At 70.2% G+C, this 15,985-nt stretch carries 13 protein-coding genes and 1 pseudogene; 13 read left to right on the forward strand and 1 reads right to left on the reverse strand.

Going from position 1 to position 15,985, the window contains the following annotated elements; translation table 11 throughout:
- Nucleotides 1-67 (reverse strand): annotated as a pseudogene (locus L0P92_RS10005) (response regulator); the annotation flags it as partial.
- Nucleotides 68-70: 3 nt separating this feature from the next.
- Between L0P92_RS10005 and nrtL the strand changes: the two are divergent.
- From nrtL to L0P92_RS10070, 13 genes are all read left to right on the forward strand, one after another.
- Complete coding sequence (nrtL, locus tag L0P92_RS10010) at nucleotides 71-1,105, forward strand: ArgS-related anticodon-binding protein NrtL (protein ID WP_234762222.1); 1,035 nt, start codon at nucleotides 71-73, stop codon at nucleotides 1,103-1,105.
- A 17-nt stretch (nucleotides 1,106-1,122) separates the two neighbouring features.
- Nucleotides 1,123-2,514, forward strand: coding sequence for a diaminopimelate decarboxylase (lysA, locus tag L0P92_RS10015; RefSeq protein WP_234762178.1), 1,392 nt, complete (start codon nucleotides 1,123-1,125; stop codon nucleotides 2,512-2,514).
- Between the two features lie 149 nt (nucleotides 2,515-2,663).
- A complete protein-coding gene (locus L0P92_RS10020; protein WP_234762179.1) occupies nucleotides 2,664-3,956 on the forward strand; it encodes a homoserine dehydrogenase in 1,293 nt (430 codons plus the stop codon).
- Between the two features lie 6 nt (nucleotides 3,957-3,962).
- Nucleotides 3,963-5,021: a threonine synthase gene (gene thrC / locus L0P92_RS10025; protein ID WP_234762180.1), complete on the forward strand. Its 1,059-nt coding sequence runs from the start codon at nucleotides 3,963-3,965 to the stop codon at nucleotides 5,019-5,021.
- 339 nt (nucleotides 5,022-5,360) lie between these two features.
- Nucleotides 5,361-6,290 carry a homoserine kinase gene (thrB, locus tag L0P92_RS10030; RefSeq protein ID WP_234762181.1) on the forward strand — a complete coding sequence of 310 codons (930 nt, stop codon included), beginning with the start codon at nucleotides 5,361-5,363 and terminating at the stop codon, nucleotides 6,288-6,290.
- 411 nt (nucleotides 6,291-6,701) lie between these two features.
- Nucleotides 6,702-8,705: a transcription termination factor Rho gene (rho, locus tag L0P92_RS10035; RefSeq protein ID WP_234762182.1), complete on the forward strand. Its 2,004-nt coding sequence runs from the start codon at nucleotides 6,702-6,704 to the stop codon at nucleotides 8,703-8,705.
- A 255-nt stretch (nucleotides 8,706-8,960) separates the two neighbouring features.
- Nucleotides 8,961-10,742: a trypsin-like serine protease gene (locus L0P92_RS10040; protein WP_372497226.1), complete on the forward strand. Its 1,782-nt coding sequence runs from the start codon at nucleotides 8,961-8,963 to the stop codon at nucleotides 10,740-10,742.
- A gap of 206 nt (nucleotides 10,743-10,948) precedes the next feature.
- Entirely contained in the window at nucleotides 10,949-12,082 is a 1,134-nt protein-coding gene (locus L0P92_RS10045; protein ID WP_234762184.1) for an LCP family protein, read from the forward strand.
- A 173-nt stretch (nucleotides 12,083-12,255) separates the two neighbouring features.
- Entirely contained in the window at nucleotides 12,256-12,480 is a 225-nt protein-coding gene (gene rpmE / locus L0P92_RS10050) for a 50S ribosomal protein L31 (RefSeq protein WP_019753312.1), read from the forward strand.
- 109 nt (nucleotides 12,481-12,589) lie between these two features.
- Nucleotides 12,590-13,663 carry a peptide chain release factor 1 gene (prfA, locus tag L0P92_RS10055; protein WP_234762185.1) on the forward strand — a complete coding sequence of 358 codons (1,074 nt, stop codon included), beginning with the start codon at nucleotides 12,590-12,592 and terminating at the stop codon, nucleotides 13,661-13,663.
- Between the two features lie 95 nt (nucleotides 13,664-13,758).
- Nucleotides 13,759-14,598 carry a peptide chain release factor N(5)-glutamine methyltransferase gene (gene prmC, locus L0P92_RS10060; protein WP_234762223.1) on the forward strand — a complete coding sequence of 280 codons (840 nt, stop codon included), beginning with the start codon at nucleotides 13,759-13,761 and terminating at the stop codon, nucleotides 14,596-14,598.
- A gap of 61 nt (nucleotides 14,599-14,659) precedes the next feature.
- The gene (locus tag L0P92_RS10065) at nucleotides 14,660-15,307 is read left to right on the forward strand and encodes an L-threonylcarbamoyladenylate synthase (protein WP_234762186.1); all 648 of its coding nucleotides are present in this window, start codon (nucleotides 14,660-14,662) and stop codon (nucleotides 15,305-15,307) included.
- Nucleotides 15,304-15,984 carry an arsenate reductase/protein-tyrosine-phosphatase family protein gene (locus L0P92_RS10070; RefSeq protein ID WP_234762187.1) on the forward strand — a complete coding sequence of 227 codons (681 nt, stop codon included), beginning with the start codon at nucleotides 15,304-15,306 and terminating at the stop codon, nucleotides 15,982-15,984. Before L0P92_RS10065 ends, L0P92_RS10070 begins: the two co-directional genes overlap by 4 nt.
- Nucleotide 15,985: the final 1 nt, after the last annotated feature.

The raw sequence follows: 15,985 nt of genomic DNA on the forward strand, positions 1-15,985 counted from the left end.
AACGCAGTCGCGCGGCGGTGCGCAGCCCGTCGAGACGGGGCATGACCACGTCCAGGGTGATCACATCGCCGTGACCCCCGTCGAGCTCTCCCGTACCGTGCTGTGCGCGGTGCGTCGTGCTGTCGATGAGGGGGAGCTGCGGGTCGCCGTGCCGGAGCGGGCCGTGGTGACCGTTCCCGGGCCCGGTGGCTGTGGTGACTACGCCACCAACATCGCCCTCCAGCTCGCCCGCCCGGCCGGGGAACCGTCCCTGCGGGTCGCCGAGATCCTCCGGCCGCACCTCGCCGACGCGGACGGCGTCGCCGACGTCGTCGTCACCGGGCCGGGGTTCATCAACATCAGCCTGGGCGACACCGCACCCGCCGCCCTCGTCGAGGAGATCCTGCGGCGCGGGCCGCGATACGGGTTCGTCGACGGCAGGCGAGTTCTGCAACTGCACTGCCCCCACGACCCCCGTGCCCTCGTCGTCGCAGACGTCCTCGCCCGCCTCCTCCGCTCCCAAGGCACCCTCGTCCGCACCAGCTGCGAGGCTCGGCCCCAGCCGGAGTGGGAGGCCGTTCTCGGCGTGCGGGTCGACGCGTACGGCAGCGTCGAGGCCCCGGCGCCGACCGACGTCGTCGTACGGCCCGTGCCGGCGCCCGCCGACCCGCTGCCGCTCGGCCGTGACGCCGCCCGCTGGGCGCTGCTGTACCCCGCCGGGCACGACCGGCCCCGTATCACCGACGAGCACCTCGTCCAGCGTGAGAGCAACCCTCTCTTCCGTGTGCGTTACGCCCACGCCCGCACCCGGGCCGTCAGCCGTAACGCCGCCGACCTGGGGTTCGGCGCGGAACCCGGGGACGTACGACACGACGTCACCGCCCTCCTCGCCGACCACCCCCGCGTCCTCGCCCAGGCGGCGGCGCACCGCGCGCCCGATCGGCTCGCCCGGCACCTCGTCGGCGTCGCCGATGCCGTGCTGCCGCTGCTGCCCGCCGTCCTGCCCCGGGGTGCGGAGAAACCCTCGGCCGCCCACCGCTCCCGGCTCGCGCTCGCCGAAGCCGCCGGGACGGTGCTGGCCGGTGGCCTGTCCCTGCTCGGCATCGACGCACCCGAACACCTCTGAGAGAGCCTGCGAAAGTCATGAGCCGTTCCGCACACCCCGCCGGGCCCCGCCACGCTGACGTCCTCCCCGAGGGCCACTACTCCGCCCCGCCCGCCGACCTCAACACTCTCGATCCGAAGGTGTGGGCCCAGACCGTCGGCCGGGACGCCGACGGTGTCGTCACGGTCGGTGGTGTCGACGTGAAGAGCCTCGCCGAACAGCACGGCACCCCCGCCTACGTCCTCGACGAGGCCGACTTCCGCGCCCGGGCCCGCGCCTGGCGCGGGGCGTTCGGGGCCGACGCCGACGTGTTCTACGCCGGCAAGGCGTTCCTGTCCCGTGCCGTCGTGCGGTGGCTGCACGAGGAAGGGCTCAACCTGGACGTGTGCTCCGGCGGCGAGCTGGCCACCGCCCTGTCGGCCGGCATGCCCGCCGACCGCATCGCCTTCCACGGCAACAACAAGTCCATGGACGAGATCCGCCGCGCCATCGAGGCCGGTGTCGGACGTATCGTCCTCGACTCCTTCCAGGAGATCGTCCGCGTCGCCCACATCGCGCAGGAACTCGGCAAGCGGCAGCGGGTCCAGATCCGGATCACGGTGGGCGTCGAGGCGCACACGCACGAGTTCATCGCCACCGCCCACGAGGACCAGAAGTTCGGCATCCCGCTCGCCGGCGGGCAGGCCGCCGAGGCCGTGCGGCGCGCGCTGCGGCTCGACGGGCTCGAGCTCATCGGGATCCACAGCCACATCGGGTCGCAGATCTTCGACATGTCCGGGTTCGAGGTCGCCGCGCACCGCGTCGTCGGGCTGCTGAAGGACATCCGCGACGAGCATGGCGTCGAGCTTCCCGAGATCGACCTCGGGGGCGGTCTCGGTATCGCCTACACCAGCGACGACGACCCCCGCGAACCCCACGAGATCGCCAAGGCGCTCACCGAGATCGTCACCCGTGAGTGCGAGGCCGCCAAGCTGCGGACGCCGCGCATCTCCGTCGAGCCCGGGCGGGCCATCGTCGGGCCGACCGCCTTCACGCTCTACGAGGTCGGCACCATCAAGCCCCTCGACGGGCTGCGTACGTACGTCTCCGTCGACGGCGGCATGTCGGACAACATCCGTACGGCGCTGTACGACGCCGAGTACAGCGTCGCCCTGGTGTCCCGGACGAGCGACGCCGAGCCCATGCTGGCCCGCGTCGTCGGCAAGCACTGCGAGAGCGGGGACATCGTCGTGAAGGACGCGTTCCTGCCGTCCGACCTGGCACCGGGTGACCTGATCGCCGTACCGGCGACCGGGGCGTACTGCCGGTCCATGGCCAGCAACTACAACCATGTGCTGCGGCCGCCCGTCGTCGCGGTGAACGACGGCGAGTCCCGGGTGATCGTCCGGCGTGAGACGGAGGAGGACCTCCTGCGTCTCGACGTCGGGTAACCCGAAAAAGAACCGGGGGGTGGAAGATCTCCTGTCTTTCGCCCCCGTACAAATGAAATAGATGTCTCACAATCCGGACCAGGGGCAGAAACTCCCGTCCGGTGAGTGAGACTGGTGCAACCGTAGACGGTATGAGGAAACGAGGTCGGATGATGCGTACGCGTCCGCTGAAGGTGGCGCTGCTGGGCTGTGGGGTTGTCGGCTCAGAGGTGGCGCGCATCATGACGACGCACGCCGACGACCTCGCCGCCCGCATCGGCGCCCCCGTGGAGCTCGCGGGCGTGGCCGTACGGCGGCCCTCCAAGGTCCGTGAGGGCATCGACCCGGCCCTCGTCACCACCGACGCGACCGCCCTCGTCAAACGCGGCGACATCGATGTGGTGGTCGAGGTGATCGGCGGGATCGAGCCCGCCCGTACCCTCATCACCACCGCCTTCGAGCACGGCGCCTCGGTCGTGTCGGCCAACAAGGCGCTGCTCGCCCAGGACGGGGCCGCCCTCCATGCGGCTGCCGAGGCGAACGGCAAGGACCTCTACTACGAGGCCGCCGTCGCCGGTGCCATCCCGCTGATCCGGCCGCTGCGCGAGTCCCTCGCCGGCGACAAGGTCAACCGGGTGCTCGGCATCGTCAACGGGACCACGAACTTCATCCTCGACAAGATGGACTCGACCGGGGCCGGATACCAGGAGGCCCTCGACGAGGCCACCGCCCTGGGGTACGCCGAGGCCGACCCGACCGCCGACGTCGAGGGCTTCGACGCCGCCGCCAAGGCCGCCATCCTCGCCGGTATCGCCTTCCACACGCGTGTGCGTCTCGACGACGTCTACCGCGAGGGCATGACCGAGGTGACCGCGGCCGACTTCGCCTCGGCGAAGGAGATGGGCTGCACCATCAAGCTGCTCGCCATCTGTGAGCGGGCCGAGGACGGGGCGTCCGTCACCGCGCGTGTTCATCCCGCCATGATTCCGCTGACCCATCCGCTCGCCTCCGTGCGCGGCGCCTACAACGCCGTCTTCGTCGAGTCGGACGCCTCCGGTCAGCTCATGTTCTACGGCCCCGGCGCGGGCGGTTCGCCGACTGCGTCCGCCGTGCTCGGCGACCTCGTCGCCGTCTGCCGCAACCGGCTCAGCGGGGCAACGGGGCCCGGCGAGTCGGCGTACGCCGCCCTGCCCGTGTCGCCCATGGGCGATGTCGTCACGCGCTATCACATCAGCCTCGACGTGGCGGACAAACCGGGTGTTCTCGCTCAGGTGGCGACCGTGTTCGCCGAGCACGGTGTCTCGATCGATACGGTTCGGCAGCAGGGCAAGGACGGCGAGGCCTCCCTCGTCGTCGTCACCCACCGTGCGTCCGACGCGGCCCTCGTCGGGACCGTCGAGGCGCTGCGCAAGCTCGACACCGTGCGGGGTGTCGCCAGCATCATGCGGGTTGAAGGAGAGTAACCAGCAATGACCCACCAGTGGCGCGGAATCATCGAGGAGTACCGGGACCGGCTGCCCGTCTCCGACACCACGCCGGTCGTGACGCTCCGCGAGGGCGGCACGCCCCTCGTGCCCGCGCAGGTGCTCTCCGAGCGCACGGGCTGCGAGGTCCACCTGAAGGTGGAGGGCGCGAACCCGACCGGGTCCTTCAAGGACCGCGGCATGACCATGGCCATCACCAAGGCGAAGGAGGAGGGGGCCAAGGCCGTCATCTGCGCCTCCACCGGCAACACCTCCGCCTCGGCCGCCGCCTATGCCGTGCGCGCGGGCATGGTCTCGGCCGTTCTCGTCCCGCAGGGCAAGATCGCGCTCGGCAAGATGGGCCAGGCGCTCGTCCACGGTGCGAAGATCCTCCAGGTCGACGGCAATTTCGACGACTGCCTCACGCTCGCCCGCGACCTGAGCGACAACTACCCCGTGGCCCTGGTCAATTCGGTCAACCCGGTGCGTATCGAGGGCCAGAAGACGGCCTCCTTCGAGATCGTGGACATGCTGGGCGACGCCCCCGACATCCACGTCCTTCCGGTGGGCAACGCGGGCAACATCACCGCGTACTGGAAGGGGTACACCGAGTACGCCGCCGACGGCATCGCCAAGAGGACCCCGCGCATGTGGGGCTTCCAGGCCTCCGGCTCCGCGCCCATCGTGCGCGGCGAGGTCGTCAAGGACCCGTCGACCATCGCCACCGCCATCCGCATCGGCAACCCGGCGTCCTGGCAGTACGCGCTCGCCGCGCGGGACGAGTCCGGCGGGTTCATCGACGAGGTGACGGACCGTGAAATCCTGCGCGCCTACCGTCTGTTGGCCGCGCAGGAGGGCGTCTTCGTCGAGCCCGCGTCCGCCGCGTCCGTCGCCGGTCTGCTGAAGGCCGCCGAGCAGGGCAAGGTCGACCCGGGCCAGACGATCGTGTGCACCGTCACCGGAAACGGCCTGAAGGACCCCGACTGGGCCGTCGCCGGCGCCCCGCAGCCCGTCACCGTCCCGGTCGACGCGGCGACGGCGGCCGAGCGGCTCGGGCTGGCGTAGCACTCGCGCGACCGGGCCACACCCCGTCGTAAGGGGGCCCGCCCCGTCGTACGGGACTCGCGTACGCGAGTGAGAGGGCGCTCGCCTGGGGAATTCCCCTACAGGGGGTGCACAGGGGGCATACGACACGCATCGTGCGCCTCCTGTGCGCCCTATGTCGCCACAGAACCTACCTTCGATAGGCTGTACCGAACCCGCCCGCCGCATATGCCTCCGCATGGGGTGCGGTGCCGCGCCGTCTCCGCGGCCCGGAAGCGGCCCCAGGGGTCTTCGTACGTCATCGAATGTCGTCATCGAATGTCTTCGACAATCACGCAGCTCAAGGAGAGTCATCAAGCGATGGCCGGTCCAGCGTTCCGCGCCGCCGCCGTCCGGGTGCGCGTCCCCGCCACCAGCGCCAACCTCGGCCCGGGCTTCGACGCCCTCGGCCTCTCGCTGGGGCTCTACGACGACGTGGTCGTCCGGGTGGCCGACTCCGGGCTGCACATCGACATCGCGGGCGAGGGCAGCGAGACGCTGCCGCGTGACGAAAAGCACCTTCTCGTACGCTCCCTGCGCACCGCCTTCGATCTGCTGGGCGGCCAGCCGCGCGGCCTGGAGATCGTCTGCGCCAACCGCATCCCGCACGGCCGCGGCCTCGGCTCCTCCTCGGCCGCCATCTGCGCCGGCATCGTCGCCGCCCGCGCCGTGACCATAGGCGGCGAGGCCAAGCTCGACGACGCGGCCCTGCTGGAGCTGGCCACCGAGATCGAGGGCCACCCCGACAACGTCGCGGCCTGTCTGCTCGGCGGGTTCACCCTCTCCTGGATGGAGGCCGGCGCCGCCCGGGCCATCAGGATGGATCCCGCCGATTCCATCGTTCCGGTGGTTTTCGTGCCCGGAAAGCCGGTCCTCACCGAGACCGCGCGCGGCCTGCTCCCGCGCACCGTGCCGCACGTCGACGCCGCCACCAACGCGGGCCGAGCGGCCCTGCTCGTCGAGGCCCTGACCAGGCGCCCCGAGCTGCTGCTGCCCGCCACCGAGGACCGTCTCCACCAGGAGTACCGCGCACCGGCCATGCCGGAGAGCGCCGCGCTGGTGGAGCGACTGCGGGCCGACGGAGTCCCGGCAGTCATCTCAGGAGCAGGACCCACCGTGCTCGCGCTGGCCGATGCCGACAGCGCCGACAAGGTGGCCCATCTGGCAGGCGAGGGCTGGGCCGCGAACCGGCTCGACCTCGACGCGCAGGGAGCGAGCGTGCTGCCGCTTGCTCCCTCCGGTGACATTTAGGAGCGCGCGGTTGCCGGATTTCGAGAGGGGGAATGTTTGTTGGATCCGGTAGTGTTAACCTCAAGTCTGCACCCGACCCCACCATGGCGAGGTGCTTCGTGTCCCCGTCCGGGACAGACATTCTTCCGGGAGCCTCCCAAGCCGCACTGTGTTCCGTACGACGTACGCGGGCAGTACCTCGTACGCGGGCGCTGAGCGACTTGCCGGGCACGCTCCGGAACCGGCGCGACCGAGCCGAGTGACACAGACACTGAGTGCCACGGCTCTGGGAAGCGTCATCACCAGATATTTCCTCCGCCGCTTTGGCGGACCACCGCCCCGGCACGGTCCACACACCAAGGACCGAAGCCGGACAGCACAACCGGTCGCCGAGCCAGACAGGCCGACGTCCGCTCCAGGGAAGGACCCTTCGTGAGCGACACCACCGATCTGATGGGCGCACGTGTCGAGGAGACCGCTGCCGCGCCCGCCACGGACGCCTCCGCGCCTGCCAGCGGTGCCGGCTCCCGGCGGCGCCGCGGTACCGGCCTCGAGGGCATGGTGCTGGCCGAGCTGCAGCAGGTCGCATCCGGCCTCGGCATCAGGGGCACGGCGCGTATGCGCAAGAGCCAGCTGATCGAGGTCATCAAGGAGGCGCAGGCCGGAGGGGGATCCGCCCCGGCGAAGGCCGAGACCGCCACCGAGACCAAGCCGAAGCGCCGCGCCACCTCCCGCGCCCGTACGGGCGACGAGGCCGCCGCCGCGAAGAAGGCGGACAAGGCCGCCGAGGCCCCCGCCGAGAAGGCCGTGGCCCAGCAGCAGATCGAGATCCCCGGCCAGCCGGCCAGCGACGACGCGCCGGCCGAGCGCCGCCGTCGCCGCGCCACCGCCGACGCCGGTGCCCCCGCGGCCGCCCCCGAGACGGTCGCCGCCGAGGCGAAGAGCGAGCCGAAGGCCGAGACGCCCGCGCAGCCGCAGGGCCAGCAGGGTGACGCCAAGGGCGACGCCGGCGAGGGCGGCGAGGGCCGCCGTCGCGACCGCCGGGAGCGCGGCCGGGACCGTGACCGCGGTGACCGCGGTGACCGTCGCAAGGGCGACGACCAGCAGGGCGGCGGCCGTCAGGACCGCCAGCAGGGCCAGCAGCAGGGCGGTGGCCGTCAGGACCGCCAGCGTGACAACGGCCCGCAGGACGACGACGACTTCGAGGGCGGCCGGCGTGGCCGTCGCGGGCGTTACCGCGACCGCCGTGGCCGTCGCGGCCGCGACGACGTGCAGGAGCCGCAGATCGCCGAGGACGACGTCCTGATCCCCGTCGCGGGCATCCTGGACATCCTCGACAACTACGCCTTCATCCGTACGTCCGGGTACCTGCCGGGCCCGAACGACGTGTACGTCTCCCTCGCCCAGGTCCGCAAGAACGGCCTGCGCAAGGGCGACCACATCACCGGTGCGGTCCGTCAGCCCAAGGAAGGCGAGCGGCGCGAGAAGTTCAACGCGCTGGTGCGTCTCGACTCCGTCAACGGCATGGCGCCCGAACACGGCCGCGGCCGCCCGGAGTTCAACAAGCTCACCCCGCTCTACCCGCAGGACCGGCTCCGCCTGGAGACCGACCCGGGCGTGCTGACCACCCGCATCATCGACCTCGTGTCGCCGATCGGTAAGGGCCAGCGCGGTCTGATCGTGGCCCCGCCGAAGACCGGTAAGACCATGATCATGCAGGCCATCGCCAACGCGATCACGCACAACAACCCCGAGTGCCACCTGATGGTCGTCCTGGTCGACGAGCGTCCGGAAGAGGTCACCGACATGCAGCGGTCGGTCAAGGGCGAGGTCATCTCCTCGACCTTCGACCGCCCGGCCGAGGACCACACCACGGTCGCCGAGCTCGCGATCGAGCGTGCGAAGCGGCTGGTGGAGCTGGGTCACGACGTGGTCGTGCTGCTCGACTCGATCACCCGTCTGGGTCGTGCGTACAACCTGGCCGCGCCCGCCTCCGGCCGCATCCTGTCCGGTGGTGTCGACTCGACCGCGCTGTACCCGCCGAAGCGCTTCTTCGGTGCGGCGCGCAACATCGAGGACGGTGGCTCGCTCACCATCCTGGCCACCGCTCTCGTCGACACCGGGTCCCGCATGGACGAGGTGATCTTCGAGGAGTTCAAGGGCACCGGCAACATGGAGCTCAAGCTCGACCGGAAGCTCGCGGACAAGCGCATCTTCCCGGCGGTGGACGTGGACGCGTCCGGTACCCGTAAGGAAGAGATCCTGCTCGGCAACGAGGAGCTGGCGGTTGTCTGGAAGCTGCGGCGGGTGCTGCACGCGCTGGACCAGCAGCAGGCGATCGAGCTGCTGCTGGACAAGATGAAGCAGACGAAGTCGAATGTCGAGTTCCTGATGCAGATTCAGAAGACGACGCCGACGCCGGGTAACGGTGACTAGTCGCCGTTGAGCTGTTGGCTGTACGTCGGCTGCGGGTCGTTCGTGGTTGATCGCGCCCGCGCGGCGGAGCCGCAAATTGAATACAGCCCCGCGCCCCTTAAGGCGTTGAGGCCGCCCCCCGTCACACAGTGACGGGGGGCGGCCTTTTGGCGCTGATAGGGACGGGCGTAGCCATGCGCCCCTTCCTGCACATGCATCCCTGGGGGGACCTTCTTGAGCACCACCCTGTCCGGCAGTGGTCGTCACAGACGCCGGATACGCATTGGGCTGCCCATCGCCGCCGCCGGTGTCGCCGCGGCCGTCGCCGCCGCGCTGCTGACCTCGTCCGCGGGGGCCGCCACCGCGCTGCCCACGCCCACCGTGAAGCCCATGACCAGTTCGGCCTCGCTCGCCGAGCTGGAGCGGCGGGTCGCCGGTGCCGTCGACGGTGACGACACCGCGGGGGAGACGCCGACGAAGTCGTCGTACAGCGCGAGCACCTCCGGCGCCTCCGACGACTCCACCGTGAGCCCCATGGTCATCGGCGGCACGACCACCGGCATCACCTCGGCGCCCTGGATGGCGCAGCTCTGGTACTACGACGACCAGGGCACCGCCGACGAGGCCGACGACCTCGGGTTCTTCTGCGGGGGCGCCGTCGTCGCGCCGACGAAGATCCTCACCGCCGCGCACTGCGTCAAGGGCTACGACTGGCACACCTACGGCGCCGTTATCACCGGCACCGCCCAGCTGCCCACCACCGACGACGCCGGCGACAGCGACCTGCACGGCGGCACCGTCAGCCTGCCGCACCGGCAGTGGAACCACCCGTCGTACAACGCGACGACGATCGACAACGACATCGCCGTCATCACCCTGGCGAACCCGGTCAAGGCGACGCCGATCCGCATGACGACGTCCGGCGACACCGCCTCGTACGCCGCCGGGACCAGCGCCAAGGTCTACGGCTGGGGCCGGACCAGCTCCACCAGCGAGGACATCTCCGACACCCTGAAGACGGCCACGCTGCCCATCCAGTCCGACACCACCTGCGCCGGCTACTACGGCAGCGAGTTCGTCAAGGGCCACATGGTCTGCGCGGGTCAGCCGGCCAGCGGCAGCGACACCGGTACGACGTCCGCCTGCAACGGCGACTCCGGCGGACCGCTCGTCGTGAACGGCCGGATCGTCGGCGTGGTGTCGTGGGGTGTGCAGGACTGCGTCGCCAAGGGCGCCTACAGCGTCTTCGCCAAGGTCACCTCCTATGTCGGTGCCGCCTACCCCCGCGTCGACGACACCAACATCAGCGGCGACCACCGGGCCGACCTGTGGCTGCGCAACGCCTCCACGAGGACCGGCTATTCGAAGGACTCGAACGGCACCTCCTTCGCCGCACGCGAGTCCTGGGGCAACTGGAGCGGCGCCAACCTCGTCCTGCAGACCGACCTCGACCGGGACGGCTACCAGGACCTGATCTACCGGCGCAGCTCCGACGGCGACCTGTTCTGGACGCACTACCTGCCGGCCACCGGCAGCTGGGCCACCAAGCAGATCGCCGACAACTGGAAGACCCGCACCCGCATCGTCGTCCCGGGCGACGTCACCGGCGACTACAAGCCCGACCTGCTCTCCGTCGACTCCGCCGGCTACCTGTGGATCTATCCGGGCAACGGCAACGGCACCTTCGCCACCCGCGTCAAGGTCGGCTCCGGCTGGAACCAGTACAACTCCCTGCGTGGCCACGGCGACTTCACCGGCGACGGCAGGACGGACCTGATCGCGCGCAGCTCCTCCGGCGGCTACATCTACCTGTACAAGGGCACCGGCAAGTCCGGCACCGGCGCCTTCGCCAGCCGGATCAAGGTGCGCACCTGGGCGACGTACAACGGCTTCGATGCCGTCGGCGACGTCACCGGCGACGGCAGGGCCGACTTCCTGGCCCGTAACACCGCCGGCACGCTCTACCTCTACCCGGGCACCGGAAAGGCCACGAGCGAGATCTTCAGCACACCGAAGTCCGTCGGCACCGATTACAAGCAGTACGACATCCTCGGCTGAAACCGCAGGTGAGACCGGCCTGCCCGGGATCGCCGACTACGGACCGTGCCCACCGCTCGCCCGCGGTGGGCACGGTCCGTTGTGCAACCCTTCTCCGAGTTTCCCCGTCTGACCGGACGGGGCGACGATGGTGTGGTACGGGCCAAATGGCCACGCCTGTCCCTGAAAGCAGGGGGTAACCGACCGGACGAGAACCGAGGAGCACAGTGTCCGCCGAGAGCACGCCGGAGCCCGGCATACCGGGCGAGACCGGCACCGCAGGTCCACGCCACCGCGCCAAGGGCCGCCGCCGCAAACCCCGGGACAGGCGCAAGGGCCTGCTGATCGCGGCCTGGACGGCCGCCGGGATCGTGATCCTGGGCGGCACCGGCGCCGGGTACCTGTACTTCAAGCTCAACGGCAACATCAAGAGCGTCGACATCGACCAGGCCCTCGGCACCGAACGCCCGGAGAAGGTCGACAACGGCTCGGAGAACATCCTCGTCCTCGGCTCGGACACCCGCTCCGGCAGCAACAAGGACCTCGGCGGCGGCACCGACGACGGCAGTGCCCGCTCCGACACCGCGATGATCGTGCACGTCTACGAGGGCCACAAGAAGGCCAGCGTGGTCTCCATCCCGCGCGACACCCTCGTCGACCGCCCCCGGTGCACCGACACGGGCGGCGACACGCACGACGCCGCGTCCGGCGTGATGTTCAACGAGGCGTACTCCACGGGCGGCGCCGCCTGCACCGTGAAGACGGTCGAGTCCGTCACCGGCATCCGCATGGACCACTACCTGGAGGTCGACTTCTCCGGCTTCCAGAAGCTCATCGACGAACTCGGCGGCGTCGAGGTCACCACCACCAAGAACATCAACGACCCCGACAGCCACCTCGACCTCAAGGCCGGCACCCACCAGCTCACCGGCAAGCAGGCCCTGGGCCTGGTCCGCACCCGGCACGGCGTCGGCGACGGCTCCGACCTCGGCCGCATCCAGCTCCAGCAGGCCTTCATCAAGGCACTGATCAACCAGGTCAAGGACATCAACCTCTTCGGCAACCCCAAGCGCCTCTACGACCTCGCCAACACCGCCACCAAGGCCGTCACCACCGACTCCGACCTCGGCTCCGTCAACAAACTCATGTCCTTCACCGACAGCCTCAAGGGCATCAGCTCCAAGAACATGACCATGGTCACCATGCCGGTCCAGTACGACCCGGCGGACCCGAACCGGGTGATCGTGGCCGAGACGAAGGCCAAGCAGGTGTGGGAGGCCTTGAAGGCCGACAAGCCGATCCCGAAGTCGGCCACCAAGGGCACGGCCAGCGGTGATGCCAAGGGCGTGGTGACGTCCTAAAGGGGCGCGGGGAACTGCGCGACAAGCCCCCACCGGCCCGCAGGGAACAAACAACAGGCACCCCCGGTTTTGGCTGATGGACACCAGTCCTGGCAGACTGGTACGTCGGCTCCGGTTCACGCCCCCGCACCCCGCGGATGCGACCCGGCGCCCTCCCGAAACTAGGAGACACCTTGAAGCGCGACATCCACCCCGAGTACGTCGAGACGCAGGTCAGCTGCACCTGTGGCGCGTCGTTCACCACCCGTAGCACGATCTCCAGCGGCACCATCCGCGCCGAGGTCTGCTCCGAGTGCCACCCGTTCTACACGGGCAAGCAGAAGATCCTCGACACCGGTGGCCGTGTGGCCCGCTTCGAGGCCCGCTTCGGCAAGGCTGCTGCCGGCTCCAAGAAGTAGCGAGCTCCAATCCGCCGGTCCACGGCCGCGCCCCTCACAGGCGTGCCGGGACCGGCGTTTTTGGTCGCCCGCCCTCCCCCTTCTTTCTTACGCAGTTCAGGAGCCCAAGATGTTCGAGGCCGTCGAGGACCTGGTCGCTGAGCACGCCGACCTGGAGACGAAGCTCGCCGACCCGTCGGTCCACGCCGACCAGGCCAACGCGCGCAAGCTCAACAAGCGCTACGCCGAGCTCACCCCGATCGTCGCCACGTACCGCTCCTGGAAGCAGACCGGCGACGACATCGAGACGGCCCGGGAACTGGCCGCCGACGACCCGGAGTTCGCCGCCGAGGTCAAGGAGCTGGACAAGCAGCGCGAGGAGCTGACCGAGAAGCTCCGCCTCCTGCTCATCCCGCGCGACCCCAGCGACGACAAGGACGTCATCCTCGAGATCAAGGCCGGAGCCGGTGGCGACGAGTCGGCCCTGTTCGCCGGTGACCTGCTGCGGATGTATCTGCGCTACGCCGAGCGCGTGGGCTGGAAGACCGAGATCATCGACTCCACCGAGTCCGAGCTCGGCGGCTACAAGGACGTCCAGGTCGCGGTGAAGACCAAGGGCGGACAGACGCCGGAGCCCGGGCAGGGTGTCTGGGCGCGGCTGAAGTACGAAGGCGGCGTGCACCGCGTGCAGCGCGTGCCGGCGACCGAGTCCCAGGGCCGTATCCACACGTCGGCGGCCGGTGTCCTCGTGACCCCCGAGGCCGAGGAGATCGACGTCGAGATCAACCCGAACGACCTCCGTATCGACGTGTACCGGTCGTCCGGGCCGGGCGGCCAGTCCGTCAACACCACCGACTCCGCCGTGCGCATCACGCACATTCCGACCGGAGTCGTCGCCTCCTGCCAGAACGAGAAGAGCCAGCTGCAGAACAAGGAGCAGGCGATGCGTATCCTGCGCTCCAGGCTGCTTGCCGCGGCGCAGGAGGAGGCGGAGAAGGAAGCCGCCGACGCCCGCCGCAGCCAGGTCCGCACCGTCGACCGCTCCGAGAAGATCCGTACCTACAACTTCCCGGAGAATCGCCTCTCGGACCACCGCGTCGGCTTCAAGGCCTACAACCTGGACCAGGTCCTGGACGGCGACCTCGACGCGGTGATCCAGGCGTGCGTCGACGCGGACTCGGCGGCGAAGCTGGCGGCCGCGTAAGGACGAAGACGTAAGGGACGTACGCACGTACGAGTACGACACGGAGGACTTGCGTGCAGCAATTCACCGGGGGGCGAACCCCGAGCCCCCGCAGCGTGCTGCTCGCGGAGGTGGCCCAGGCCACCCAGCGGCTGGCGGACGCCGGCGTGCCCTCGCCGCGCAACGACGCGGAGGAGCTCGCCGCGTTCGTGCACGGCGTGAAGCGGGGCGAGCTGCACTCCGTGAAGGACTCGGACTTCGACGCCCGCTACTGGGAGGTCATCGCCCGGCGTGAGCAGCGCGAGCCGCTGCAGCACATCACCGGGCGGGCCTACTTCCGCTATCTCGAACTCCAAGTCGGGCCCGGGGTGTTCGTGCCCCGCCCCGAGACCGAGTCGGTGGTCGGCTGGGCCATAGACGCGGTGCGCGCGATGGACGTCGTCGAGCCCTGCATCGTCGACCTGTGCACCGGCTCCGGCGCCATCGCGCTCGCCCTCGCCCAGGAGGTGCCGCGCTCCCGCGTGCACGCCGTGGAGCTGTCCGAGGACGCGCTGCACTGGACCCGTAAGAACGTGGCGGGGTCCAGGGTCGACCTGCGTCAGGGCAACGCCCTGGACGCCTTCCCGGACCTCGACGGCCAGGTCGACCTGGTCATCTCCAACCCGCCCTACATCCCGCTCACCGAATGGGAGTACGTCGCTCCCGAGGCGCGGGACTACGATCCCGAACTCGCCCTGTTCTCCGGCGAGGACGGCCTCGACCTCATCCGCGGTCTGGAACGGACCGCGCACCGGCTCCTGCGCCCCGGCGGCGTCGTCGTCATCGAGCACGCCGACACCCAGGGCGGCCAGGTGCCGTGGATCTTCACCGAGGAACGGGGCTGGGCCGACGCGGCCGACCACCCCGACCTCAACAACCGCCCGAGGTTCGCGACGGCCCGCAAGGCGCTGCCGTGACCGCCCCGCAGACTTCGATCCCGCAGTACGTGTACTTCGTGTACGAGGAGGCCCGCTAGACATGGCACGGCGATACGACACCAACGACGCGACCGACCGTACGACGGGTCTGCGTGAGGCCGCGTCCGCCGTCCGCCGTGGCGAGCTCGTGGTCCTCCCGACCGACACGGTGTACGGCATCGGCGCCGACGCGTTCACCAAGGAGGCCGTCGGCGACCTGCTGGAGGCCAAGGGGCGGGGCCGCAACATGCCCACCCCTGTGCTGATCGGGTCCCCGAACACGCTCCACGGTCTCGTCACCGACTTCTCCGAGCTGGCCTGGGAGCTGGTCGACGCGTTCTGGCCGGGCGCGCTGACGCTGGTCGCCAAGCACCAGCCGTCGCTTCAGTGGGACCTGGGGGACACCCGGGGCACGGTCGCCGTCCGCATGCCGCTGCACCCGGTCGCCATCGAGCTGCTGACCGAGGTCGGCCCCATGGCGGTCTCCTCGGCCAACCTCACGGGCCACCCGGCTCCCGAGGACTGTGACGCCGCGCAGGAGATGCTCGGCGACTCGGTCTCCGTCTATCTGGACGGCGGCCCGACCCCCGGCAACGTCCCGTCCTCGATCGTCGACGTGACGCGCGAAGTGCCCCTCCTCCTGCGCGAGGGCGCGATCTCCGCGGACGAGCTGCGGAAGGTCGTACCCGACCTCGAGGTGGCCAATTGACAGCCCCTGATGTGGGGCGTGGCATAGGCAACGGGGAAAGCGCGGCAGAGATCACGACGACCTTCGTGGGACTCCCGCGCGACAGCTTCCGCATCCTCCACGTCAGCACCGGAAACGTGTGCCGCTCGCCGATCACCGAGCGGCTGACCCGCCATTTCGTGGCGCAGCGGCTCGGCGTGCTGGGCGGCGGCCTCATCGTGGAGAGCGCGGGCACCTGGGGCCACGAGGGCGCGCCCATGGAGTCGAACGCCGAGACGGTCCTCGCCGACTTCGGCGCGGACGCCTCCGGCTTCGTCGGCCGCGAGCTCCTCGACGAACACGTCATCCGAGCCGACCTGGTCCTGACCGCCACCCGCGACCACCGCGCCCAGGTCATCTCCATGGGCCACTCGGCGGGCCTGCGCACCTTCACCCTCAAGGAGTTCACCCGACTGGTACGGGCCATAGACCCCGCGACCCTCCCTCCCCTGGAGGACGGCGTGGTCTTCCGCGCACGCGCCCTGGTCCGCGCTGCGGCGGCTCTACGCGGGTGGCTGCTCGCGCCGACGGCGGAGGCGGACGAGGTGTACGACCCGTACGGTGCGCCGTTGACGTTCTTCCGGTCGGTGGGGGAGGAGATACATGAGGCGCTGGATCCGGTGGTGACGGCGTTGACGGGGGTTGCGGCGCGGGCGTGAC

This window comes from Streptomyces muensis (assembly GCF_021474425.1).
Lineage (GTDB): Bacteria > Actinomycetota > Actinomycetes > Streptomycetales > Streptomycetaceae > Streptomyces > Streptomyces muensis.

Coding starts and splice junctions, on each gene's coding strand:
- L0P92_RS10065 (WP_234762186.1), top strand. CDS start 14,660: ATGGCACGGCGATACGACACCAACGACGCGACCGACCGTACGACGGGT.
- thrC (WP_234762180.1), top strand. CDS start 3,963: ATGACCCACCAGTGGCGCGGAATCATCGAGGAGTACCGGGACCGGCTG.
- lysA (WP_234762178.1), top strand. CDS start 1,123: ATGAGCCGTTCCGCACACCCCGCCGGGCCCCGCCACGCTGACGTCCTC.
- prfA (WP_234762185.1), top strand. CDS start 12,590: ATGTTCGAGGCCGTCGAGGACCTGGTCGCTGAGCACGCCGACCTGGAG.
- thrB (WP_234762181.1), top strand. CDS start 5,361: ATGGCCGGTCCAGCGTTCCGCGCCGCCGCCGTCCGGGTGCGCGTCCCC.
- L0P92_RS10020 (WP_234762179.1), top strand. CDS start 2,664: ATGATGCGTACGCGTCCGCTGAAGGTGGCGCTGCTGGGCTGTGGGGTT.